This window comes from Mesorhizobium sp. WSM4887, assembly GCF_029625865.1.
Classification (GTDB): domain Bacteria; phylum Pseudomonadota; class Alphaproteobacteria; order Rhizobiales; family Rhizobiaceae; genus Mesorhizobium.
Genome location: NZ_JARTVP010000001.1, coordinates 573,084 through 595,560 on the forward strand (window position 1 = coordinate 573,084; position 22,477 = coordinate 595,560).

The following is a 22,477-nucleotide window of genomic DNA, read 5'->3' on the forward strand; positions in this document are numbered from 1 at the left end:
GCGCAGCCGCACGCGCCGATTGCTCAGCCGCCTGAACCCGATCCGGAAAACCCGAATAGGCGCCCTGGATTGCTCACTTCCCGTCGTAGCCGGCCCGGATTTCCGCCATCGCGTCCTTGATCCTGTCGCGCAGGATTTCGACCGATTCGGTGCCGGATTTCCGAACCAGGTCGGCGACCTCGCCGGCATTCTTCAGCGTTGTCTCGAAGGATTTCCTGGCGAAATCCACCTGCTTCGTCATCAACTCCTGCGGATTGCCCGGAGGCTGGTAGTTGCGTGCCATCCGGGTAATTTCGCCGAGCGCCTCCTGCACCATTTCGTGCTGTCTCGACAGAATGGATGACGCGCCGGCGGCGCTTGCCCGGGCCGACTTCTCCAGAGCCTCGAGATTCCTGCGGTGGTGATCGAGGATCGCCTGGATGTCGACCTTCGGCAGCTTCAAGTCGCGGCCGAACCTGCTGAAGATGTCCAGAAAAGAGTCGGATTCCGGTTGTCTTGCCATGTCGTCGCCTCCCGATCTGCCGCTCTTACAGCGCCCACTAGGGAGAATAGTGCGCGCCCGGTCCGCGTCAATTGAGGAGAAGCAGCCGCTCCGCCGTATAGAGTGCCAAGCCGGCCAGACCGCCGATTACCATGCCGTTGAAGCGGATATACTGCAGGTCCTTGCCGATATTGATCTCGATCAGCCGCGTCAGCTGGGCCAGATCCCAGCGCTTGACCTGATCGGCGATGAATTTCGACACGCCGCTCTTCTGGCTTTCGACGAAGGAGGCGAGCGCCACAACAAAACCCTGGTTCATGTCGGCCCTGATCTGGGCATCGTCGGCCAAATGCCGGCCGACCTCGACGAACAGGTTGGCGAGGTGCTCGCGGATCGTCGAATTGGCCGCGTTGGCGTCCTGCTCGATGAACAAGCGCAGGCTTGCCCAAGTCTCGCCGGCGAGAGCCCTGACTTCCGGACGGCCCAGGAAATCGCGCTTCAGCCTTTCGGCGCGTCTTGCATATTGCTTCGAGGTCCTGAGCCGCTCGACGAAGCCAAGTACGAAACGGTCGAACTCGGCGCGCGCCGGATGATCGGGATCGGCCCGCACCTCCTCCAGCAGCAACCCGGCGGAAGCGACAATCTTCTTGAGCAGATAGGCGTCGGCGCGAAACAGGTTGAACAGCGACGGCAGTTCCTCACGGATCTTTTCGCGCATCGTCGCCAGCGCCTTCTCGTCGTTCAGGAAGCGCCCGACCACCCTGGTGAACTCGTCGAACAGTTTCTGGTGGCGCCGGTCGTCGGTGAGCGCCGACAACAGCTCCGCGGCTAAAGGCGCTAGCGGCACTTTTTCGATCTGCTCCAGCAAGCGGCTGGTGACGAAGTCGCGCAGCCCGGACTGCTCCACGGCGGTCAGCGTCTGCGGCACCAGGCGGGCGACGAATCGCGACAGGTCGGCGGCGCGTTCGGCGTCGGCCAGCCAGTCGGCGACGAGGGCGGCAAAGTCGACCTCGGCGAGCTTTTCCCGCACGGGCTCCGGCGCAAGGAAATTGGCCTCGATGAACCGGCCGAGATTGTCGGCGATGCGGTGCTGGTTCTCAGGAATGATGGCCGTGTGCGGGATCGGCAGGCCGAGCGGGCGCCTGAACAACGCCACGACCGCATACCAGTCGGCCAGCCCGCCAATGATCGCCGCCTCGGCGAACGCGGCAACAAAGCCGAGCCACGGATGGGTGATCTCTAAAGACTTGGCGAGCGCGAAGACAAGGATGCACAGGCCAAGCGCTGCGGCGGCGACGAACTTGGTCCGCCGCAATGCCGAGAGCTTTGCCTGCGCATCGGCGTCGAATCGAACCGGCGCGAGGGCCTGAGCTGATTGTGACATGGAAAGGCCTTCCCTATTGCACCCGGACTTATCTAGGGCCTGCGCCGGGGAAACGCTCGCTCAAAGCGCATTGCGGCGCGATGCGGCGGACACGCACAAAAAGTTGATAAGTTTATTCAGCTATGTAGCGGTCCAGTCTGGAATTGTTCCAAACTATGGGCCATATTCGGCCCAAGCTCATTTCGCGAGGATACCATGCGGCTCACGCGCCAGACGAACTATGCGATGCGCATACTGATGTATTGCGCCGCGAACAGCGACCGCCTGAGCCGCATCCCCGAGATCGCCACCGCCTATTCGGTTTCGGAGCTGTTTTTGTTCAAGATCCTGCAGCCGCTTGTCGAGGCCGGCCTGGTCGAGACGGTGCGCGGCCGCAATGGCGGCGTCAGGCTCGGCCGCCCGGCGGAGCAGATCAGCCTGTTCGACGTCGTGCGCGTCACCGAAGAGAGCTTCGCCATGGCCGAGTGCTTCGAGAACGACGCCGCCGAATGCCCGCTGGTCGACAGCTGCGCCTTGAATTCGGCACTGCGCGAAGCGCTCAATGCCTTCTTCGCCGTGCTCTCCCGCTACACGATCGCCGACCTCGTCGCCGCGCGCCCGAATGTGCGCCACCTGCTTGGCATCGATCTCCTGGAGCAGCGCGCCCCGGCTGCCTAAGCTGCCGATTGCGGCAACACGAACGGAACGCTTCCAGCAGGCAGTGCGCCGACCTTGAGCCGGCAGTCGAACACCTTTTCGATCAGCTCGTCATTGAGCACCTCTTGAGGTGAGCCGGCGGCAGCCAGTTGGCCACGAGAGAGCACGAAAATCCGGTCGGCATACATGGCCGTCAGATTGAGGTCGTGCAGGATCGCCACCACGCCGCCGCCGCGCCGCGCGAAATCGCCCGCAATATTCATGATGATCAGTTGGTGCTTGACGTCGAGGCTGGAGACAGGCTCGTCGAGGAAAAGGTAGCGCGGCCTGCCCTCGAGAACCGGCGCCCAGACCTGGCAAAGTACACGGGCAAGCTGGACGCGCTGCTGCTCGCCGCCTGAAAGCTCCTGGTAGAAGCGCCCGGCAAAGCCGTCGAGATCGACACGCGCCAGCGCCCGCTCGGGCAAGCGCGCATCCTCGCCGGGCAGCACCCCGGAACGCCCGCCGATCAGGCCGAGACGAACGATCTCTAGCACCGTGAAGGGAAAGGACAGCGTGGTGGACTGCGGCAGCACGGCGCGATGCGTCGCTGCCTCCACCGGCTTCATGGAAACCAGGTCTCGGCCATTGAGGATGACAGTGCCGGTATAGGAGAGCTCGCCCGTCAGCGCCTTGAGCAGCGTCGTCTTGCCCGAGCCATTGGGCCCGACGATTGCCGTTACCTCGCCCGGCCGCGCGGTGAAATCGACATGCGACACGATGCGCCTGGAGCCGATCGCTACGGAGATGTCCCGGGCTTCGATCATCGGCTGCTCACAGATCAATGACGCCGCGCTTGCGCAGCAGGATCCACAGGAAGAACGGCGCGCCGGCCACTGCCGTGACGATGCCGATCGGCAGTTCGGCGGGCGCGACGACGGTACGGGCGACCGCGTCGGCAAGCAGAAGCAGCGAGGCGCCGAGCAAGGCCGAGGCCGGCAGTAGGTAGCGGTTATCCGGACCGATCGCGAGGCGCAACAGATGCGGCACGACGATGCCGATGAAGCCGATGCCTCCGCTGACGGCGACCGACGCACCGACCGCCGCCGACACACCGACGATGGCCGTATATTTCAGCCGCTGGACCGGAATGCCGAGATGGCCGGCGGTCGCCTCGCCGAGCGCCAGCGCATCGAGGCCGCGCGACAGGAACGGCATCGTCGCCAATGCCAGCAAGATCACCGGCCCGACAGTGCCGATTTTCGGCCAAGTGGCGCCACCAAGCGAGCCGAGTTGCCAGAAGGTGAGGTCGCGCAATTGGCTGTCGTCGGCCACGAAGACCAGTATGCCGGTGAGCGCCATGGCAAGGGCGGCGATCGCCAGGCCGGCGAGCAGCATCGTGGCGACTGACGTCCGGCCGTGGCGCGTCGCAATGGCATAGAGCAGCAGCGTCACCGCCAGGCCGCCGAGGAAGGCTGCCAGCGGCAGGGCGAGCGTGCCAAGGGCGAGCGTGACAGGCGCAAGCCAGGTTGTGCCGAGCACGATGATTGCCACCGCGCCAAGGCTCGAGCCGGCCGAGACGCCGATCAGGCCGGGATCGGCGAGCGGGTTGCGGAACAGTCCTTGCATCACCGCGCCGGAGACGGCGAGCGCGGCGCCGATCAGCACGCCGAGCAGCACGCGCGGCATGCGGATGTCATAGACGATCAGCCGGTGGCGCGCGGCGAGCGCCGTATCGGCCGGCACGCCTCCGGTCAGCCAGTCGCGGATGACGCGAACGGCGGACGCGTCCGAAGCGCCCGAGGTCAGCGACAGGAATATGGACAGCGCAAGCGCGACAGACAAAAGCAGGATGACGATCCTTGCCCGCGCCGAGCGGTCGCCATCGGATGCCCTCACCCTGCCCGCCGGCCCCGCAATCGACTGTTCAGCCATCACCGCTCAGTCCGTGACCTGATTGCCGTAAAGCGAGACGGCGAGGTCGTGGATGGCCGCGGCCGTGCGCGGCCCGAAGCCCAGCAGGTAGCCGCCATCCATGCTGATCAGCTTGCGGGCAGCTCCCGCGGGCGTCGAAGCGATCGATGGATTGGCGAACAGCTCATCTTCCGAGATCGGTGGACCGGCGTTTTTCATGGTCAGGAGCACATCCGGCCTTGCGGTGACGATCGCCTCGTCGGACAGCTGCTTGTAGCCCGAAAAACCCTCGACCGCGTTGACGGCGCCGGCAAGCCTGATGATGCCGTCGCCGGCCGTATCGCTGCCCGCGGCCAGGATCTTGCCGCCCTGCATCGACAGCACGAACAGCACGCGCTTGCGCTCCTTGATCGCGGCCGTCTGCTTTTCGGCCGACTTCAGCTTCGCGTCCGTCTCCGCAGCGAGCTGCTCCGCCTTAGCCTCGACCCCCAGCGCCCTCCCGACGGTGCGGATCTTTTCGAGGATGCCTTCATGGCTGTAGCGCTCTGGCACCTCGATAAAGGGCACGCTCGATTTCTTCAACACGTCGACGGTTTCCTTCGGGCCGCTGCCATGCAGGGCTAGAATCCCCGATGGATTGACCGACAGAACGCCCTCCGGCGACAGCGCGCGCATATAGCCAACATCAGGCAATTTCTGCGCGGCTTGCGGGAAAGAGCTGGTCGAATCACGGGCGACGAGATGACCTTCCTCGCCGAGCGCATAGACGATCTCGGTGATCGAGCCGCCGATGGAGGCAATCCGCGAGGTGTCGGAGAAGACGGCCCTACCTTCATCGGCTCCGGCAGGCAGAGCGGCGGCGGCAAGCAGAACGCCGATCAGCGGCGCAAGCGTAGAGCGGAAACGGTGAACGACACGCATCGAGTCTCGCTTCATGCAGCGGTCGGGCTGGGGATACGGGGCAGGTTCTCGGCCAGGAAGCGCCAGTCTTCGCGCTCGCCCTCGCCTTCATGGCGCTTGCCGAAGAACTGGATGATCATGCCCCCCTTCGCGTCATAAGCCTCGAGCGACGTGACATGGCCATCCTTGGTCGGTTTGCGCACCGCCCAGACTTCATGGATGTGATCGGTCCTCAGATGCAGGTGGAAGGTCTCGTCGAGCACGTTGATCCACGGTCCCATCGGCTTGACCGACGTGATCGGGCCGGAGTGGATCTGGATGCAGCCGCGGTTGCCGACGAAGCACATGATCGGCATCTCGCCTTCCGCCGCGTGGTGGAACATGGCGCTGACGGCATCATTGTCGAGCAGCCATGCATAGTCCTGGCCCACCATGCGCACCGCCTCACGGCGGCTGAGCTTCAGCGTCTTCAGCATGCCGAAGAACTGATGCACGTCGGTCATCCGGCTCCAGCGGTCGCGGAGGTCGTCGATGCTGGCTACCGAGGCTTGCACCTCCACTTCGTCCTCCGGCGCGCTTGAGGCGATTGCGATCGTCGGCTCCTGGTTCGACGATTCAAGGCTCGCCATCAGCTTCTGGTAAGCATAGAGGTTCGAGGCTGCCCGCAGATGCACCTTGTGAACGGCCTCGCCGGCCGCATCGAAGAACTGCAGGCTGCGGCGGATCTCGCCCCCGTCGCGTTTCTCGACGGCAAAGCCATGTGCCCACACTTTCGGGAAGATGCGCAGGTCGATGTTCTCGCCGAGCACCATGGCGTTGTGATTGCCAGTGACGACCTTGTCGTAGACGCCGATCTTTTCGTGCACGGCGCTTTCGTTGCGGGTCAGCGCCATCACTTCGCCGACCGCTTCGAGGCCGCTCAGCAAGTCATTGACGCGCGGCTCGACGCGCACGGCGCCATGGCCGCAATGTGCCGCGACCAGCTCTGCTTCCGAAATGCCGAGTTGGGCCGCCAAATCGCGCTCGCGCATCTTCGGATTGTCTTCCCGCGAACCCCGGATCTCGTCCGGCGACGGCTTCACGCGTTGGTCCATATCGTCCACCTGCCCACTTTTTGTCTGCCCTGTTCGTCTGCCGATCGTGCTTACTTGTTGAGGATCAGCTTGCCCTGGCGGGTGATCTTCAGACGGTAGAGAGCACCATGATGTTCGATGCCGATCTCATGCTCGCCCTGGAACAGCGCGTTGCTGGAGAGCGTGCGCACTGACATCGCCACGCGGTCAAAACGCGCGGGCACGTCGTCGGAGCGGCGGCCGCGGTAGCGAAAGTCGCTTGGATTATGGCTGTTCATCTCATTCGGTCCCTTTTTCCTGTGCCGGCCACCGGGCCGGTCGCCTCGTCAAATGCCGATTAAATTCTTGACTCGATTTCTCATGTTTAATAGTCGTGCATTACCGGACTAAATCAGTCAACATTTAAGACGCCGGACGCGATCAAAAATGCGAGCGAGCCCCGCGCCAGCCAGCATCGAGCCTGAGAATCTGGAGTTGGGGCATGGGGTTGGTGAATTGGGGACGGCCGACAGATCGGCCGATGGCGAAGGAAATGGCGGCCTTGCTGGCTGGCGCGGCGGCAATCGCGCTCTGTATGCCGGCGGCCAAAGCGCAACAGGCCACCCAGCCGGCGGCTGACCAGCAGAGCGACCAGACAAAGAAGACTGACCAGAAAAGTGCAGGCGACTCGACGCTGCTCGACAAGATCCTCGTCATTAGCCGCACCGGCGAGACGGCGATCCAGTCGCTGGCCTCGGCCAGCCATGTCGACAAGGAACAGCTTGAGCGCCGCATGGCGACGACGCCGAACGAGATGCTGCTTGGCGTGCCGGGAGTTGCAGTGCAGGCCGACGCGCGACGCGTCAGCTCCAGCATCAACATCCGCGGCCTGCAGGATTTCGGCCGCGTGGCGGTGATCGTCGACGGCGCCAGGCAGGATTTCCAGCGCTCCGACCACGGCACGCAGTCGACCTTCTATGTCGATCCCGAGCTCATCAAATCCGTCGACGTGATCCGCGGCCCGGTCGCCAACACCTATGGCTCCGGCGCCATCGGCGGAGTGGTGTTCTTCGAAACCAAGGACGCCGGAGATTTCCTCAAGCCGGAGGAAAGCTGGGCGGCTTCCGCCACCGGTCGCTATGAAACGAATGGCAAGGGCTGGACCACCAGCGCTAGCGGCGCCTATCGCTTCAACGAGAACTGGGACGTTTTGGGCAACATCGTCTACCGCGACTACGGCGACTACAAGAACGGTGGCGGCGAGACCGTTGCCGGCACCGGCTTCGACGTGCTGAGCGGCCTGCTCAAGACCACCATTCGCCCGACCGAGAACAGCGAGTTGAAGCTCGGCTGGGTCGGCTCGAAGGACGGGTGGACGGAGACCAGTGGCGGCGTTCCGGCCAACGATGTCGACCTGAAATCGAATACCTTCACCGCCCGCTACAACATCACCGACGATGCCAAAAGCTGGCTCGATCTCCACATCAAAGCCTCTTACAACAAGACGCTTCTCGATCTGACGACGCTCGTCCCGCAGAACCGTTTCGATCCGACGACCGGCCTGCCCGTGGTGCTGCCCGCCGGGTCGCTCTCGACTTTCGATGTCGGGACGACCGGCATCGACATATGGAACACGTCGCGATTCGAGACCGCCGGCATTGCGCATGAGTTGACTTACGGCGGTGACTGGGTCGGCGACGACGTTGAAACCGGGGGCACAGCCGGCGGCGACAGCTTCTACACGCCGTCAGGTAAGCGCAACGTGTCCGGCGCCTATGTCCAGGACAAGCTGACCTGGGAATGGCTGGAGGTCATCACCGGCCTGCGCTACGACAATTACAGCCTGAAGGACTCCGAGCACGAGACATCGGGCGACCGGCTGTCGCCGCGCATCACCGTCGGCGTATCGCCCTTCGAAAGCGCTGACCTCGCCGGCCTGCAGTTTTACGGCACCTATGCGGAAGGCTACCGCTCACCCTCGCTGACGGAGACGCTGATCAGCGGTAACCATCCGGCCGGCGTCACCTTCCCCTTCCTGCCCAATCCAAATCTCAAGCCTGAGACCGGCAAGACCGTCGAGTTCGGCGTCAACTACAAGCAGAACGATATTTTCGAAGGCGGCGACGCTCTGCGGCTCAAGGCCGCCTATTTCAACAACAATGTCGAAGACTATATCGACGGCGTCACGCTGTCGGCCTTCGACCCGACCAGCGGCTGCCCGTTCGGCCCCGGCATCCCGATCTGCTTCCAGTACCAGAACTTCGCCAAGGCCAAGATCAACGGTTTCGAACTGGAAAGCGTCTATGACGCCGGCTGGGGCTATGCGGGCTTCTCGGCCTCGATCATCAACGGCCACACTATTTCGTATGAAGGCGAGCGGGCCGACCTTGCCACTATTCCCTCCTCGCAGGTGACGGCGCAGCTCGGCCTTCGCTTCCTCGAGGACAGGCTCACCGTCGGCGGTGAAGTGCAATATAACGGCAAGCCCAAGGGCAATCCGGTGGCCAAGGACTATACGCTGGTCAATGCCTTTGCCAGTTACCAGGCGACCGACAACCTCAAGCTCGACGTCCGCGCCGACAATCTGTTCGATGTCAAATACACCAATCCGCTCAACGCAAGCACGACTGCCGTCCTCTACGAACCGGGCGTCACGCTGAAGCTTGCGGCAACCATGCGCTTTGGAGGCTGAGAACCATGAACTTGACGACATCGCTCTGTCTCTTGACCTCGGCGCTGGCGATGTCGCTCGGCCCGGTGCCGGCGCGCGGCCAGTCCGCGCCAGCGCCGGCCCTTAATCTCGAACTCAACGCCGTGCAGCCTTCGGACAAGGGCTGCCGGCTGACCTTCGTCGTCAACAACGCGCTCGGCGCCGACCTGTCGAAGTCCGCTTTCGAAATCGCGCTGTTCAATGAGTCCGGCGTTGTCGACCGCCTCACCGTGCTCGATTTCAAGGACCTGCCGGTCGGCAAGACGAAAGTCACGCGCTTCGATCTCGCGGGCGCCGACTGCGGCAAGCTCGGCCGCGTGCTGATCAACAGCGCGACGGAATGCGCTGGAACCGGCGTCGAGCCGACGGCCTGCATGCGCGACCTGAAGACCTCGACTAAAACCGCCATCGCCTTCGGCGTATAGAGGTGGGGATTGCATCCGGCCCGCCAGGAGACGCCATGGCGTGGGCCATAGGCGGCAACCGATCTTGATTTGACAATTTCTTATCGCGTACAGCAGGTCTCGGCGCGAGACATGCAGGACATCAATCACTCCTCCGATGCAGGCAGCGAACCGGCGATCACGCCGGCCGAGCCGCTCATGCAGCCGCGGCACTCGGCCGGGCATCGCAAATGGCCGGTGGCGATCATCGCTTCCGGCCTGCTCCATGGCGCTGCGGCGGCCGCGTTCCTGTTCGCGCCTGCCGGGATATTCGACTCCATGGACGCGATTCGGGCCGAGGGCACAGATCAGTCCGGCGCCAACGTCACCGGCAGCGCCCTGGACGACCAGTCGTCCGGCGCCGTGGATGTCACCTTGGTGCCCGAACTGCAGCCGGTGAAACGCCAGGCCGCGCAGCCCGCACCGCCGGTCGAAGCGCAGGAACCAGCAAGCGAACCCTCGACGCCTCAGCTTCCGCCGCAAGCCGTCAAGGAAGCCGCTTCCGCGCCGGATATCGTGGCGGCCACCAGCCCACGCCAGGATGACCAGACTGTCCCCGACGACAGCAAACCTACGCCCGCGACCGAACTGCAAAGCGCTGAAGCGCCCCTTGCCGAGCCTCAACAGCCACCGGTCCCCAGTGCGACATCGAGCGGCCCAGCCCCATCGGCAGCGGCAGACCAGACCAATGCAACCGGCGGCACGGCGGATGGCGATACACGCGACGCGCCTGTTACCGCCAGCAAGGGCAAGAAACAGGTCGCTGCCGGCAATGCCCTGGAATCCCACTACAGCGGTGAAATCCAGAAGAAACTTGCGCGCGCCAACCGTCGCGTTTCGAAATCGATCCAGGCCAAGGCTCGCAACAACGCCAGGGTGGTTTTCGTCGTAGCGGCCGACGGCAGCGTCAGCGACCTGCAGCTCACTGAAAGTTCAGGGTCCGCCGAGCTCGATCAGTTCGCTTTGACGCTGGTGCGCAAGCAAGCCCCGTTCCCTCCCATTCCACCCGAGACCGGAAAATCAAGTTGGGTGTTCAAGGCGCGGATCGGCCCTTTTTAAAGCCTCCGCCACCCTAAACCTCAGAATTCGTCCATCTCGAAAGGAAGCCAATGTACATCGCCATGAACCGCTTCAAGGTCCAGAACGGCTCAGAGGAGGCTTTCGAGAACGTCTGGAAGAGCCGCGATTCCAGCCTCTCCGACATGAAAGGCTTTAAGGAATTCCACCTGCTGCGCGGCCCGGTCAACGAGACCGAGGGCTATCCACTGTTCGCCTCGCACACCGTCTGGGCAAGCCAGGACGATTTCATCGCCTGGACGAAGTCGGAGAACTTCCGGGCCGCCCATCGCAACGCCGGCACCGCCAAGGTGCATTATCTTGGCCACCCCCAGTTCGAAGGGTTTTCGGTCGTCGAGGGCGCCTGACCGCCGCTAACGCGGCGGCCTTCCCGCACCTGATTAGGCCGCAGCAAGCAGGCTGGCATTGCCGCCGGCCGCCGTCGTGTCAACGCAGACCGCGCGCTCATGCGCATAAGCCGCCGGATTAAGCACCTCGCTGATCAGCGGCACGATCGGCCCGGCGCGCTCGGCAACCACCTTGCGCACGATGCGCGCCGCTTCCGGCGTGCCGGAGAAGGCAACGACGTCGACGCGCAGCGAGCGCGCTTCGACCGGGTCCGGCCGACCGTCGATCGCCGCCAGCGGCAGGCCCTTGCCGGTCAGCGCCGACAGCGCCGCCGGCGCGCCTGGCGCCACTGCCAGAACGGCATTGCCGGCGGCTAAAGCCTGGATTGTCTGCGCAAGCAGCGTCTCGGCATCCGGCCCGAGGCAGAGCACCCGTCCGCGCGGCGCCAGCGACAGCGTGTTGGCCTCGCCGGTCGGGCCCGGCAGGTCGACCTGCCCGAAATCGAGGCCCGCTGCGGCGGCGATGGCCGCAACCCCCTTGCCGCGCAGATGTTTTCTCAGAATCGCCACGCGATCGGGTCGCGTCGACCAACCGCCAAGCGTCGGGTCCGGCAGATTGTCCGCGAGTTCCGTCGCCGTCACCTTGTGGCCGTCGCCGACTTCCGTTCCGGCTTGCGGGCCCTTGCGGAAGCGGCGCAGATAATGCGGCCCGCCGGCCTTCGGCCCGGTGCCGGACAGACCCTCGCCGCCGAAGGGCTGCGAGCCGACGACGGCGCCGATCTGGTTTCGGTTGACATAGATGTTGCCGGCATGGATGCCGTCGACGAAATGCTGGACGCGGCCCTCGATGCGGGTGTGCAGGCCGAAGGTCAGGCCGTAGCCCTTGCGGTTGATGCCGGCAATCACCGCGTCGATGTCGTCGGCGTCGAAGGTGGCGACATGCAGCACCGGACCGAACACTTCGCGCTCCATCTCCTCGATGCCTTTGACCCGAAAGACATGCGGCGCGACGAAGCGGCCGGCAGCCGGCGCTTCGAGCTTGGCGATGAGGCGCCCCTCCAGCCCCTTTTTCTTGCAGTAGTCGCCGATCGAGGCCTGCGCCTCATCGTCGATGACCGGGCCGACATCGGTCGAGATCAGCCACGGATCGCCGACATTGAGGGCTTCCATCGCGCCCTTCAGCATGGCCAGCATCTTCTTCTCGACATCCTTCTGCACGTAGAGCACGCGCAGCGCCGAGCAGCGCTGCCCGGCGCTCTGGAAGGCGGAGGCGAGGATGTCGCGCACCGCCTGCTCGGGAAGCGCCGTGGAATCGACGATCATGGCGTTCAGCCCACCCGTCTCGGCAATCAGCATGGCATCGGGCGCCGCCGTTTCGGCCAGCTGTTTTTCGATCAGCTTGGCGACCTCGGTCGAGCCGGTAAAGCAGACACCTGCGATGCGCGGGTCGGCGGTGAGCGGCGCTCCGACCGACGCACCGTCACCCGGCAGAAGCTGGATGATATCCTCCGGCACGCCGGCCTCGCGCAGCATCTCGACGGCGCGGAAGGCGATCAGCGGCGTCTGCTCGGCGGGCTTCGCGATCACCGAATTGCCGGTGACGAGCGCCGCCGCGATCTGGCCGGTGAAGATGGCCAGCGGGAAATTCCACGGCGAGATGCAGACGATTGCGCCACGGGCTTCAGTGCCCGCTTCGGCATTCGCCGCCTCGGCCGCATAGTAACGCAGGAAATCGACCGCCTCGCGCACTTCGGCGACGCCGTCGGCCAACGACTTGCCGGCCTCTCGAGTGGCCAAAGCGAAGAACTCGGCGGCATTGGCCTCGTAGAGGTCGGCGGCGCGGTTGAGGATCGCGGCGCGCTCGGCAACCGGGCGTTTTGCCCAGGCCGGCTGCGCCTCCACAGCGATACGCACGGCGGTCGCGACCTGCTTGGCCGCCGCCTCATGCACTGTGCCGACGACCTCATCGGGCTTGGCCGGGTTGACGATCTGGCGCGGCTTGCCGTAGCCGGCGGCGGGCGTGATCGGCTTGGCATGCCAGCGATCCGCTCCCGCGAATTCCGCCCGTGCCCTGTCGATGGCTGCAAGAGTCACCGCATCACTGATGTCGAATCCTTTTGAATTGCGCCGGTGGGCGCCGAAGATCGCGGCGGGCCGCGCGATCGCCGGATTGGCGGCGGGGCCTTGTTTCTCTACAGCCTCCAGCGGGTCGCGGGCGATTTCTTCCGGCTCGACCTCCTCGTCGGTCAACTGGTGGACGAAAGAGGAGTTGGCGCCGTTTTCCAAGAGCCGCCGCACCAGATAGGCGAGCAGGTCGGAATGCGCACCGACCGGCGCGTAGATGCGGCAGCGCGTCCTTTCGGCCTTGCGCACCGTCTCGTGCAGCGATTCGCCCATGCCGTGCAGACGCTGGAATTCGAAGGAGTCGCGATCCTTCGCCATCGACAGGATGGCAGCCACCGTGTGCGCGTTGTGGGTGGCGAATTGCGGGTAGATGCGGTCGGTCATCGACAGCAGTTTTCGCGCGCAGGCCAGATACGAGACGTCGGTGTTGGTCTTGCGGGTGAAGACCGGATAGCCGGCAAGCCCAAGCGTCTGTGCCCGCTTGATCTCGGTGTCCCAATAGGCGCCCTTCACCAGCCGCACCATGATCTTGCGGTCGTATTTTTTGGCAAGCGCATAGAGCCAGTCGATGACGAAGGCCGCGCGCGGGCCATAGGCCTGGACGACGACGCCGAAACCATCCCAACCGGCAAGCTCCGGTTCGGCGAGCACGCGTTCGATGACGTCGAGCGACAGATCGAGCCGGTCGGCCTCTTCGGCATCGATGTTGAGGCCCATGCGCGAATGCCGCGCGGCAAGCGCCAGCGACAACAGCCGCTCGGCCATTACCGGCAGCATCTTCTCCTTCTGCGCCACCTCATAGCGCGGATGCAGTGCCGAAAGCTTGACCGAAATGCCGTGGTTGTAGCGAATGTCCGGGCCATTGGACCCCGCGTCGAGCGAGGAAATCGCATCCGCATAGGCGCGGTGATAGCGCAGCGCATCAGCCTCGGTGCGGGCCGCCTCACCCAGCATGTCGAAGGAATAGAGATAGCCCTTCTGCGTCATCGGACGGCCGCGCTTGACCGCTTCGGCGATGGTGCGGCCGAGCACGAACTGCTCGCCCATTTCGCGCATCGCCGCCGCCACGGCCTTGCGGATGACCGGCTCGCCGAGCCTGCGCACCATGGCGCGCAGCGTGCCTTCGATACCGCCCTCGCCTTCATCGAGCACGCGGCCCGTCAGCATCAGCGCCCAGGTCGAGGCGTTGACGAAAATGGAACTCGAGCTGCCCGAATGCGCCGACCAGTCATGGGGCGCGATCTTGTCGGCGATGAGATCGTCCATCGTCTCGGCATCGGGAACGCGCAGTAGCGCCTCGGCGAGACACATCAGCGCCACGCCTTCCTTGGTCGACAGGCCATAAGCCGAAAGAAAAACCTCCATCAGCCGAGGGTCGCTCGAGCCGCGCACCGCGCGCACCAGATCGGCCGCACGCGCCGAGATCGCCTTGCGCTCTTCCGCCGAAAGCCTGGCAGCCGCGGACAGTCGCCTCACCGCCTCGTCTTCGTCGGGCAAATAGTTGGCGCGGATCTGCTGGCGGATGGCATCGAGCGGCATGTCGGATCCTGAGAGCAAGCGTTAGCGAGCAGGTCTGGCGGTCGCCGGACCGATTGGCGCAACGCTAGCACAGCTGGGAGCCCAGGTCGGTCCAAAGAAATCGACGAGACAGTCCATTCGAGCTATCGTATAGGCTTAGCTCCCGCCATTTTGACCGTAAGACCGATGAGCGAAGACCAATTGGACCGCATTGACCGCAACATCCTGGCCGCGCTCGGGCGCGACGGCCGGCTTTCAATGTCCGAGCTGGCTTTGAAGGTCGGGCTGTCGAAGACCCCGGTGCAGGCCCGTGTGAAGCGTCTTGAGAAGGAGGGCTACATCAGAGGCTATCGCGCGATTATCGACCGGGAGCGCATGGGCGAAGGACATGTCGCCTTCGTCCAGGTGAAGCTGTCGGATACGCGCTCGGCGGCGCTCGACGCGTTCAACCGCGCGGTGCAGGGCGTGCCGGAGATCGAGCAGTGCCATATGATGGCGTCGAGCTTCGACTATCTCCTGAAGGTCCGCACCACCGATATCGCCGCCTACCGCCGCGTGCTCGGCGAGCGCATTTCGGCCCTTCCCCACGTGGCACAGACTTCCACCTTCGTCGCGATGGAAACGGTGAAGGATCGCTAGCGCAATTCCAGGAAAGGTGCGCAGCCGTTTTCCGTCCGGAATCGCGCAAAATTAAGACTCTACTCCGACAGAGTCTTCAGGAACGCCACCAGAGCCGCGCGCTCGCGATCGGAAAGCTCGAGCGGGTGGATCTCCGAAACGCCTTCAACGCTGGGCGCCGCTTTCGAATAGTGCGCCACCACCTCGTCGAGGGTCGAGAACTGCCCGGCATGCATGTAGGGCGCACGCGTAGCTGCCCCCCTGAGCGACGGCGTCTTGTAGGCGCGCACGAGTTGCTGCCCGTCCTTCACCATGAAGCGCAATTCGCGGCAGGCGCTTTCATCGCCGTCGCGGAACTTGCCGAAGCAGTTGAACGGGTCCGCCTGCACTTGAGCCACGGCATCGACCCGGCCGCGGTCGGGCGGCAGATCCTTGACCGGCGGCACGCCGGTGTTGTGGAACGAATTGTCGGTGAAGCGCGGCCCGTTATGGCAGGTCACGCAATTGGCCTTGCCGATGAACAGCTTCAGCCCGAGGATCTCTTCCGGCGAGAAGGCAGCATCGCCTTGCGGCTTGGTGCCGGTCGCGAGGTCGATCGCGAAGCGGTCGAAACGCGTCTGCCCAGGTTCGATCGAGCGCTCGAAGGCCGCGATTGCCTTGCCGATATTGGCAAAGACGCGGTTGACGTCTTCGGCCTGCCTGGCGGGCATGGCGTTCCATGCCGCCTTTTCGGCCTCGGTGCCGAGCGGGCTGGCATTGGCCGGCACGGTGGAAAGATCGGGCAGCGGCCCGAAAATGCGCTCATAGCGCTCGCCGAACCGCTCCTTGATGTAATGCGCGAAGGCCGCGCGGTTGCCGGCCTGCTCCAGCGGGTTTTCGAGCGGCGTCAGCGCTTGCGCCCACAAACTGTCGCGGCGTCCGTCCCAGAAGAACCAAGGATCGCGCGCCACGCCGGCCAGCGGCATGGTTCGGCGATTGGTGTGGCCGACGCCGACCGCCCGCGGCAGGTCGTCCTGGAACTGACGGTCGATCTTGTGGCAGGTCGAGCAGGACACGGTGCCGCCGCGGCTCATGCCGACATCGAAGAACAGCGTCGATCCGAGCGCCGCAGCGGCCGGCACATCGGCATACTGGTTCGTCATGTCCGCTTTGAGCGCCGGCAGCGTGTTCAACGCCAGCGAGGCGATGGCCTTCTTCTCGGCGTCGCTGAACTCGGGCTCGCCGCAACCGCCAAGCCAAGCGAGCGCAGCCAGAGCGGACAGGTTTGCGAGGCGGAGAAGACGCTTCATCGGCCGCTCACAACACGATGTTGAAGACGACGGAATCGGAACCCGCCGCCGCCGAGATCGCGAAGCGCAATTGCCACCAGCCGGTCATGGTGAATTTCACGCCGTCGATGCGGTAGCGTCCCGCCCCCATATAGTCGGTCGCCTGCGGGCTGGTCGGCAGGCCGTGATTGTGCTGCGGCATGCCGCCGGAAACGGTGATCGCGGCCCCCTCCACCGGAGCGCCGGCGGAGGTCTTCAGCGTCAGCAGCCAGGATTGCAGCTCGCCCTGCCGGATGACGCCGCGCTCCGGCTCGAAGCTCGCAACGAACAGGCCGCTCGCCGTCTTTTTCGAACGCGACGTATCGGGGCCCGGTGCCGAATGCGGCGCCGTCAGGTAGACGACAGTCAGAATGCCGACCAGCAGGGCAGCAAGACCGAGACCCGCAAGAATGTAACGCCATATCGATGCCAAACCGGCTCCTCTTCGGCTGATAACGTCACGGGCTGCGCGCAGCATCCCTCCCGCCTGTGGGAAATCGCTTCTGGCGCAAAAATCGGCCTGCGCCAAGCATGGCGCTGCTGGCTGCAAAAAGCTACAGCACCAAAGCTTTAGGAGGACAAGTCATATGGAAGCCAATGGTGTCGCGTCGATCGGCGAATGCATGCTCGAACTGTCGGGCCAGGCAGGACCGAACTGGCGTATGGGCTTTGCCGGCGACACCTTCAATACGCTATGGGCGCTGCATGCGCTCAGCCCCGGCCGGCCCGCGACCTATGTCTCGGCCTTCGGCGACGACCCTTTTTCCCGCGATCAGATCGCGTTCTTAGCCCAGAACGGCATCGGTATCGGCAGCAGCCCGGTCATTGCCGGCGCAAGACCGGGCCTTTACGCCATCACGCTCACTGGAGCCGAGCGCGCCTTCACTTACTGGCGAAGCGATGCTGCCGCGCGCCAGCTTGCCTCCGATGCAGCGGCACTGGCGAAAAGTCTTGAAAACCAGGCGCTTGTCTATTTTTCCGGAATCACTTTGGCAATTCTGGATGATGCCGCGCGCAAAACCCTGCTTTCGGCCGTCGCGACAGCACGCGCGGCGGGTTCGCTGGTCGCCTTTGACCCGAATTACCGTCCCAGGCTGTGGCCGAGCCGTGAAACCGCGCAGGCTGCGATCTTGGAAGCGCTCGCCGTCGCGGATATCGCATTGCCCACTTTTCCGGATGAGCAGATGCTGTTTGGCGATGAGGCGCCGGAAACAACTGCCAGGCGTCTCGGAGGAGTGGTCGGCGAGGTTGTCGTCAAGAACGGCGAGCAGCCGGCATTGATTGCCATGGACGGCGCCTCGGAAACAATCGAGGCAGTGCATGTCGCCTCGCCTGTCGATACAACCGGCGCCGGCGATTCCTTCAACGGCGGCTATCTCGCCGCCCGGCTTGCCGGTCACGCCCCAGTCGACGCGGTTCGGCGCGCGCATCGGGTGGCTGCGGCCGTCGTACAGGTGCGCGGCGCGCTCGCGCCGTTCGAGATTCTAAGAACAGCCTTTGGGATCTAGCTAGGGAGCCGGAACCTGTATTCCGTCACCTGATGGTAGATCTGGCCCGGCCAAAGCGTGGCCTGTGGGAAATAGGGCCGGTTCGGCGCGTCGGGCCAGGTCTGAGCTTCGAGGCAGAGGCCTGAAAAGGCTTTGTAGCCGCGCCCGTCCAGCCCAGGGGAGGACGGCGCGACATACTGGCCGATATAGAGCTGCAGGCCGGGCTCGGTGGTCCAGACTTCCATTTCGACGCCGGAACTGGCGCCCTGCACCCAGGCTGCCTGGTGCAGCGGTCCACGGCTGGAGGCGAGGCAGTAATTCAGATCGTAGGGAAGCTGCTCGCCTTCCGATTCCATGCGCAGCGGCCGCGCCTGGCGGAAGTCATAGGGCGTGCCGTCGACGGGCTTCACCGCGCCGGTCGGGATCATCTCTGCGTCGACGGGCGTATAAGCGCCGGCATTGAGCATCAGCCGGTGGTCGAGAGTGTCGCCCGCGCCCCCGTCGTCGAGATTGAAGTAGGAGTGCTGCGCAAGATTACAGAGCGTCGGCTCCTCGCATGTGGCGGTCAGTTCCATGCTGAGCGTGCCGGGGATCTTCAGCCGATAGGTGCAGGTGACGTCCAGCGCGCCTGGAAAGCCCATCGTGCCGTCGGGATCGTGCAGTGTCAGCGTCACGAAATCGCGCCCGTGCAGCGAGACCGACCATGGCCGGTGGAAATAGCCCTGCGAGCCGCCATGCAGCGTGTGTTTCCCTAGAAAATTGCGCTCGGTCTGGTAGCGCTTGCCGGCGATGGTGAAGCGACCGTCGCGAATGCGGTTGGCGAAGCGGCCGACGACGGCGCCGAAATAGGCGCGGTCGGTCTCATAGGGCTCGAACTGGTCGTAGCCCAACACCAGCGGCGCATCATGGCCGGCGAGCCGCAGATCCTGGATGATCGCGCCAACCCCGATGATGTTGGCCGTGAGACCACCGCCACGGATGGTGAAGCGGCGAACAGCCTCGCCCGCCTGCGTCGTGCCGAAGACCTCGCCGTCCTTCATCGCTGTGCCCGAAAACGTCAGTTCATTGATCTGTGGACTACGCCGGCCATCTCCGGCAAGGGCAGGCCTGATGCCTGCCCCGCCAGTCAAGCGGTGTCAGAGGCCGAGGCCACCGAGGCAGACATATTTGGTGTCGAGATAGTCCTCGATGCCCTGATGTCCGCCTTCCTTGCCGAGGCCCGATTCCTTGACGCCGCCGAACGGCGCCTCGGGCGTGGTGATCAGGCCTTCATTGACGCCGACCATGCCGTATTTCAGCCCTTCCATGACGCGGAAGGCGCGGCCGAGATCGCCGGTGTAGAAATAGCAGGCGAGGCCGAACTCGGTGTCGTTGGCCAATGCGATCGCTTCTTCCTCGGTCTCGAACTTGAACACCGGGGCGACCGGCCCGAAGATCTCTTCCTTCATGAAGCGCATCTTGGGCGTGGCGTCGGCGATGACCGTCGGCTGGAAGAACGAGCCGCCGAGCGCATGGCGATTGCCGCCGGCAACGACCTTGCCGCCCTTCGAGGTGGCATCGGCGATCAGTTCCTCGACCTTCTCGACCGCTTTCTCGTCGATCAGCGGCCCCTGCTGCACGCCTTCTTCCAGGCCGGAGCCGACCTTCAGACTGTTGCTGGCAGCGGCCAGCTTCTCGACGAACTTGTCATAGATACCCGCCTGGACGAGGAAGCGGTTGGTGCAGACGCAGGTCTGGCCGGAATTGCGGTACTTCGCGGTGATGGCGCCGGTGACGGCGCGATCGATGTCGGCATCGTCGAAGACCAGGAACGGAGCATTGCCGCCGAGTTCCATCGACACTTTCTTGACCGTCGTCGACGACTTCTGAATCAGGATCTTGCCGACCTCGGTCGAGCCGGTGAAGGTGATCTTCTTGACCAGCGGGTTGGCGCAGATCTCGTCGCCGATCTCGCCGGCCGAACCGGTCAGGATGTTGATGACGCCCTTGGGGAAGCCGACCTCTTCGGCGAGCGCGCCCCAGGCGAGGCCCGAATAAGGCGTCTGCGAGGCCGGTTTGACCACGGCCGTGCAGCCCGCGGCCAGCGCCGGTCCGAGCTTGCGGGCGAGCATCGAGGACGGGAAGTTCCAGGGCGTGATGGCGGCAATGACGCCGACCGGCTCCTTCGTCACCAGGATGCGGCGGTCGCCCCAGGGCGACGGCACGATGTCGCCATAGATGCGGCGGCCTTCCTCGGCGAACCACAGGATATAGCTCGCGGCCGAGCCGATCTCGCCCTTGGATTCGAACAGCGACTTGCCCTGCTCGATGGTGAGCAACTCGGCCAGCACGTCCTGATTGTCCATCATTGCGTCGTGCAGCTTGCGCAGAAGCTTCGAGCGCTCGAGCGCGGTGGTCTTGCGCCAGCTCTTGAATGCTTCATCGGCGGCCTCGATGGCGCGACGGGTTTCGGCCTTGCCGGCCTTCGGCACAGTGCCGATCTTCAGCCCGGTCGCCGGGTTGTTGACGTCGATGGTCTGGCCGCTGTCGGCCTGCACCCATTCGCCGTTGATGAGATTGGCCTGGCGCATGAAATGACTGGTTTTCTGAAGCATGGTCTGGCCTCCGTTCGGCGCGCTGATCGGCCGTTTTTCTGGATATTCGGGGGCGTGCAAGGCTGCACGCCGGCGCATTGCTCTTACCTAGGGAAAGCCCGGCAAGCAATCACAAGATGGCATATAGGGGTTGGGCCAGCAAAAACGAGCGCTAGCCGAACACGTGCAGGACCACCGTCAGCCAGAAGGATGTGGTGAGCACCGCGCTGGCCGTGGCGATCGTCATCTGGTTGGACGCCAGCGCCTGGCCGGTGTTGAATTGGACGGCGATGAGATAGGAATTGATGCCGGAAGGCAGCGCCGCCACGACCACGGCGACCTTTGCCGTCAGCGGCGGCAGGCCGAGCAGCCAGACCGCGAGCAGCACCAAGGCCGGCATCAGGAAGAGTTTCAGCGCCGACAGCGCGAGCGCTGGGCGCACGTTGCCGGAAATGCCGAAGCGGCGCAGGCTGAGCCCCATCGCAAACAGCGCCACCGGCCCGGCCGTATCGGCCAGCGCGTCGACCAGCCGCTCGATCAGCGGCGGCAGCGGCGCGCCGATGAAGCGCCAGGCGAGCCCCGCGAGAATGCCGATGATCAGCGGGTTGACGAACAGCCGCCTGAGGAAATTCCGGATGACGCGCAACGGATGCACAGACTCGTCGTCGCGACGACCGAACATCTCGAACAGCACGATTGACGCCATCATCATGACAGGCAGGTGGATCGAGACCAGCAGCGACAGCACCTCGAAGCCGCTGGTGCCGAATATGCCGAGGATGAAGGGCGCGCCAAGCAGCACGACATTGGAATAGGCCGAGGACACGCCGCCGACGATGCCGGCGCGGGCATCGCGGCCGAAGAGGCGCGTCATGACCAAGTGCCCGGCGGACCAGGTGACGGCAACCGCCGCAAAATAGGCGCTCCACAGCGACCACGGCGCCACGCCATGGAAATCGGAGTTCACCATCGTCTGGAACAAGAGCAGCGGCTAGCCACGTTGACGGCGAATTCGGATATGCCCTCACCACTTGCCGGCTTCAGATAGCCGGTAAGGCCGGCGAAATAGCCGAGCGCAACGAGACTGAAGACGAAGAGGACGGTTTCGGTGAGCGGCGTCATTGTTCGGGCGGAGACATCTTTCCCGTGATAGGCAAGCCCCGAGCGCCGTGCAATCGGCCGTTCTCCGGCCGACCGTTGGTCCTCTGCTTGTTTTTCAGCCGGCTTTGCGGTCCCTATATGCCGATCATGGCCCCGGCCTCTCCGGCCGCCATAAGGACTTCACATGCTGCGACTTGCCCTGGCGCTTTTCCTGCTTGCCGTTCCCACCCTCGCCCACGCAACCGACGCCGGCTGGGCGCTGCTGCGCGATGGCGGCCATATCGTCCTGCTTAGGCATGCCTTCGTCACCGGGACCACCGATCCGGCGAATTTCGACATCGGCAATTGCGCCACCCAGCTCAACCTGTCCGAGCGCGGCAAGCAGCAGTCAAGCCGCATCGGGGCGCTGTTTGCGGCGCGCGCGGCGCCCATCGAGCGTGTGCTCTCCAGCCGCTACTGCCGCTGCCTCGATACCGCCCGCATCGCTTTCGAGGCCGAACCGAAACCATTTGCGCCGCTCGACCTGCTCAAGACCGACTCGGCTGAGAAGGCCGCTCAGATGGAGGCGGTAATGAAGGAGATCCGGGGCTATTCCGGCTCTGACAATCTGGTGCTGGTCACGCATCTGGAAAACATCCAGGCGCTCACCGGCGTCGCGCCGCGCGAGGGCGAGGCCGTGGTCGTGGCGCCTAATGGAGACGGCCTCAAAGTGCTCGGCCGCGTCACCTTCTGACGGCATAGGTCTGCCCAGCTCAGCACTGTGGCCGAAATGCCACAGACGCAAGAAGCCGCAAGCCCCCGCGATAATGCCGCTTGCGACAAGCCGTCGCAGGGTCTATAGGCGCGC

20 protein-coding genes and 1 pseudogene are annotated in these 22,477 nt (G+C 64.4%); 8 read left to right on the forward strand and 13 right to left on the reverse strand.

Translation table 11 applies throughout. The features are described 5' to 3' along the window. Nucleotides 1-73: 73 nt before the first annotated feature. Complete coding sequence (gene phaP, locus P9230_RS02790; RefSeq protein ID WP_066999869.1) at nt 74-502, reverse strand: TIGR01841 family phasin; 429 nt, start codon at nt 500-502, stop codon at nt 74-76. A gap of 67 nt (nt 503-569) precedes the next feature. After that, nucleotides 570-1,865, reverse strand: a complete 1,296-nt coding sequence (locus tag P9230_RS02795) for a DUF445 domain-containing protein (protein ID WP_067329456.1) — start codon at nt 1,863-1,865, stop codon at nt 570-572. A 195-nt stretch (nt 1,866-2,060) separates the two neighbouring features. On the opposite strand from P9230_RS02795, the gene rirA reads away from it, so the two are divergent. Beyond that, on the forward strand, nt 2,061-2,522 hold the full coding sequence (gene rirA / locus P9230_RS02800) for an iron-responsive transcriptional regulator RirA (protein ID WP_066999863.1): 462 nt from the start codon (nt 2,061-2,063) through the stop codon (nt 2,520-2,522). On the opposite strand, the gene P9230_RS02805 is transcribed toward rirA, so the two are convergent. Genes P9230_RS02805 through hemP form a run of 5 tightly spaced genes read right to left on the reverse strand, consistent with a single transcriptional unit; the run spans nt 2,519 to nt 6,645 of the window. Continuing rightward, nucleotides 2,519-3,307, reverse strand: a complete 789-nt coding sequence (locus P9230_RS02805; RefSeq protein WP_067329454.1) for a heme ABC transporter ATP-binding protein — start codon at nt 3,305-3,307, stop codon at nt 2,519-2,521. The genes rirA and P9230_RS02805 overlap by 4 nt on opposite strands. A gap of 7 nt (nt 3,308-3,314) precedes the next feature. After that, on the reverse strand, nt 3,315-4,415 hold the full coding sequence (locus P9230_RS02810; RefSeq protein ID WP_067329451.1) for an iron ABC transporter permease: 1,101 nt from the start codon (nt 4,413-4,415) through the stop codon (nt 3,315-3,317). Nucleotides 4,416-4,421: 6 nt separating this feature from the next. After that, nucleotides 4,422-5,315: a hemin ABC transporter substrate-binding protein gene (locus P9230_RS02815; protein WP_067329448.1), complete on the reverse strand. Its 894-nt coding sequence runs from the start codon at nt 5,313-5,315 to the stop codon at nt 4,422-4,424. 11 nt (nt 5,316-5,326) lie between these two features. Further along, nucleotides 5,327-6,388, reverse strand: a complete 1,062-nt coding sequence (locus P9230_RS02820; RefSeq protein WP_067329637.1) for a hemin-degrading factor — start codon at nt 6,386-6,388, stop codon at nt 5,327-5,329. A 50-nt stretch (nt 6,389-6,438) separates the two neighbouring features. Next, nucleotides 6,439-6,645 carry a hemin uptake protein HemP gene (gene hemP / locus P9230_RS02825; protein WP_066999851.1) on the reverse strand — a complete coding sequence of 69 codons (207 nt, stop codon included), beginning with the start codon at nt 6,643-6,645 and terminating at the stop codon, nt 6,439-6,441. 203 nt (nt 6,646-6,848) lie between these two features. On the opposite strand from hemP, the gene P9230_RS02830 reads away from it, so the two are divergent. From P9230_RS02830 to P9230_RS02845, 4 genes are all read left to right on the forward strand, one after another. Next, complete coding sequence (locus P9230_RS02830) at nt 6,849-9,038, forward strand: TonB-dependent hemoglobin/transferrin/lactoferrin family receptor (protein WP_278117353.1); 2,190 nt, start codon at nt 6,849-6,851, stop codon at nt 9,036-9,038. A gap of 5 nt (nt 9,039-9,043) precedes the next feature. Further along, nucleotides 9,044-9,481, forward strand: a complete 438-nt coding sequence (locus P9230_RS02835) for a hypothetical protein (RefSeq protein ID WP_127326061.1) — start codon at nt 9,044-9,046, stop codon at nt 9,479-9,481. A 216-nt stretch (nt 9,482-9,697) separates the two neighbouring features. After that, a complete protein-coding gene (locus tag P9230_RS02840; RefSeq protein ID WP_278117355.1) occupies nt 9,698-10,558 on the forward strand; it encodes a TonB family protein in 861 nt (286 codons plus the stop codon). Nucleotides 10,559-10,608: 50 nt separating this feature from the next. Then, nucleotides 10,609-10,923, forward strand: coding sequence for an antibiotic biosynthesis monooxygenase (locus P9230_RS02845; protein WP_278117357.1), 315 nt, complete (start codon nt 10,609-10,611; stop codon nt 10,921-10,923). A gap of 33 nt (nt 10,924-10,956) precedes the next feature. Here the strand turns inward: P9230_RS02845 and putA are convergent, their stop codons facing one another. After that, a complete protein-coding gene (putA, locus tag P9230_RS02850; RefSeq protein ID WP_278117359.1) occupies nt 10,957-14,565 on the reverse strand; it encodes a bifunctional proline dehydrogenase/L-glutamate gamma-semialdehyde dehydrogenase PutA in 3,609 nt (1,202 codons plus the stop codon). A gap of 165 nt (nt 14,566-14,730) precedes the next feature. Between putA and P9230_RS02855 the strand changes: the two genes are divergently transcribed. Continuing rightward, nucleotides 14,731-15,183, forward strand: coding sequence for an Lrp/AsnC ligand binding domain-containing protein (locus tag P9230_RS02855; RefSeq protein WP_095778463.1), 453 nt, complete (start codon nt 14,731-14,733; stop codon nt 15,181-15,183). 59 nt (nt 15,184-15,242) lie between these two features. On the opposite strand, the gene P9230_RS02860 is transcribed toward P9230_RS02855, so the two are convergent. Together P9230_RS02860 and P9230_RS02865 are read right to left on the reverse strand one after the other, a co-directional pair. Continuing rightward, nucleotides 15,243-16,451: a cytochrome c peroxidase gene (locus P9230_RS02860; protein WP_278117361.1), complete on the reverse strand. Its 1,209-nt coding sequence runs from the start codon at nt 16,449-16,451 to the stop codon at nt 15,243-15,245. A 7-nt stretch (nt 16,452-16,458) separates the two neighbouring features. Continuing rightward, nucleotides 16,459-16,902, reverse strand: a complete 444-nt coding sequence (locus P9230_RS02865) for a FixH family protein (RefSeq protein WP_067329635.1) — start codon at nt 16,900-16,902, stop codon at nt 16,459-16,461. A gap of 154 nt (nt 16,903-17,056) precedes the next feature. On the opposite strand from P9230_RS02865, the gene P9230_RS02870 reads away from it, so the two are divergent. Further along, the gene (locus tag P9230_RS02870; protein WP_067329424.1) at nt 17,057-17,977 is read left to right on the forward strand and encodes a sugar kinase; all 921 of its coding nucleotides are present in this window, start codon (nt 17,057-17,059) and stop codon (nt 17,975-17,977) included. On the opposite strand, the gene P9230_RS02875 is transcribed toward P9230_RS02870, so the two are convergent. From P9230_RS02875 to P9230_RS02885, 3 genes and pseudogenes are all read right to left on the reverse strand, one after another. Next, a complete protein-coding gene (locus P9230_RS02875) occupies nt 17,974-18,996 on the reverse strand; it encodes an aldose epimerase family protein (RefSeq protein ID WP_127245688.1) in 1,023 nt (340 codons plus the stop codon). The two genes, P9230_RS02870 and P9230_RS02875, sit on opposite strands and share 4 nt — an antisense overlap. A gap of 96 nt (nt 18,997-19,092) precedes the next feature. Further along, entirely contained in the window at nt 19,093-20,550 is a 1,458-nt protein-coding gene (locus tag P9230_RS02880) for an NAD-dependent succinate-semialdehyde dehydrogenase (protein WP_278117363.1), read from the reverse strand. A 151-nt stretch (nt 20,551-20,701) separates the two neighbouring features. Next, nucleotides 20,702-21,651 (reverse strand): annotated as a pseudogene (locus P9230_RS02885) (AEC family transporter). A 163-nt stretch (nt 21,652-21,814) separates the two neighbouring features. Here P9230_RS02885 and P9230_RS02890 point away from each other — a divergent pair. Then, nucleotides 21,815-22,363 carry a histidine phosphatase family protein gene (locus tag P9230_RS02890; RefSeq protein ID WP_278117365.1) on the forward strand — a complete coding sequence of 183 codons (549 nt, stop codon included), beginning with the start codon at nt 21,815-21,817 and terminating at the stop codon, nt 22,361-22,363. Nucleotides 22,364-22,477: the final 114 nt, after the last annotated feature.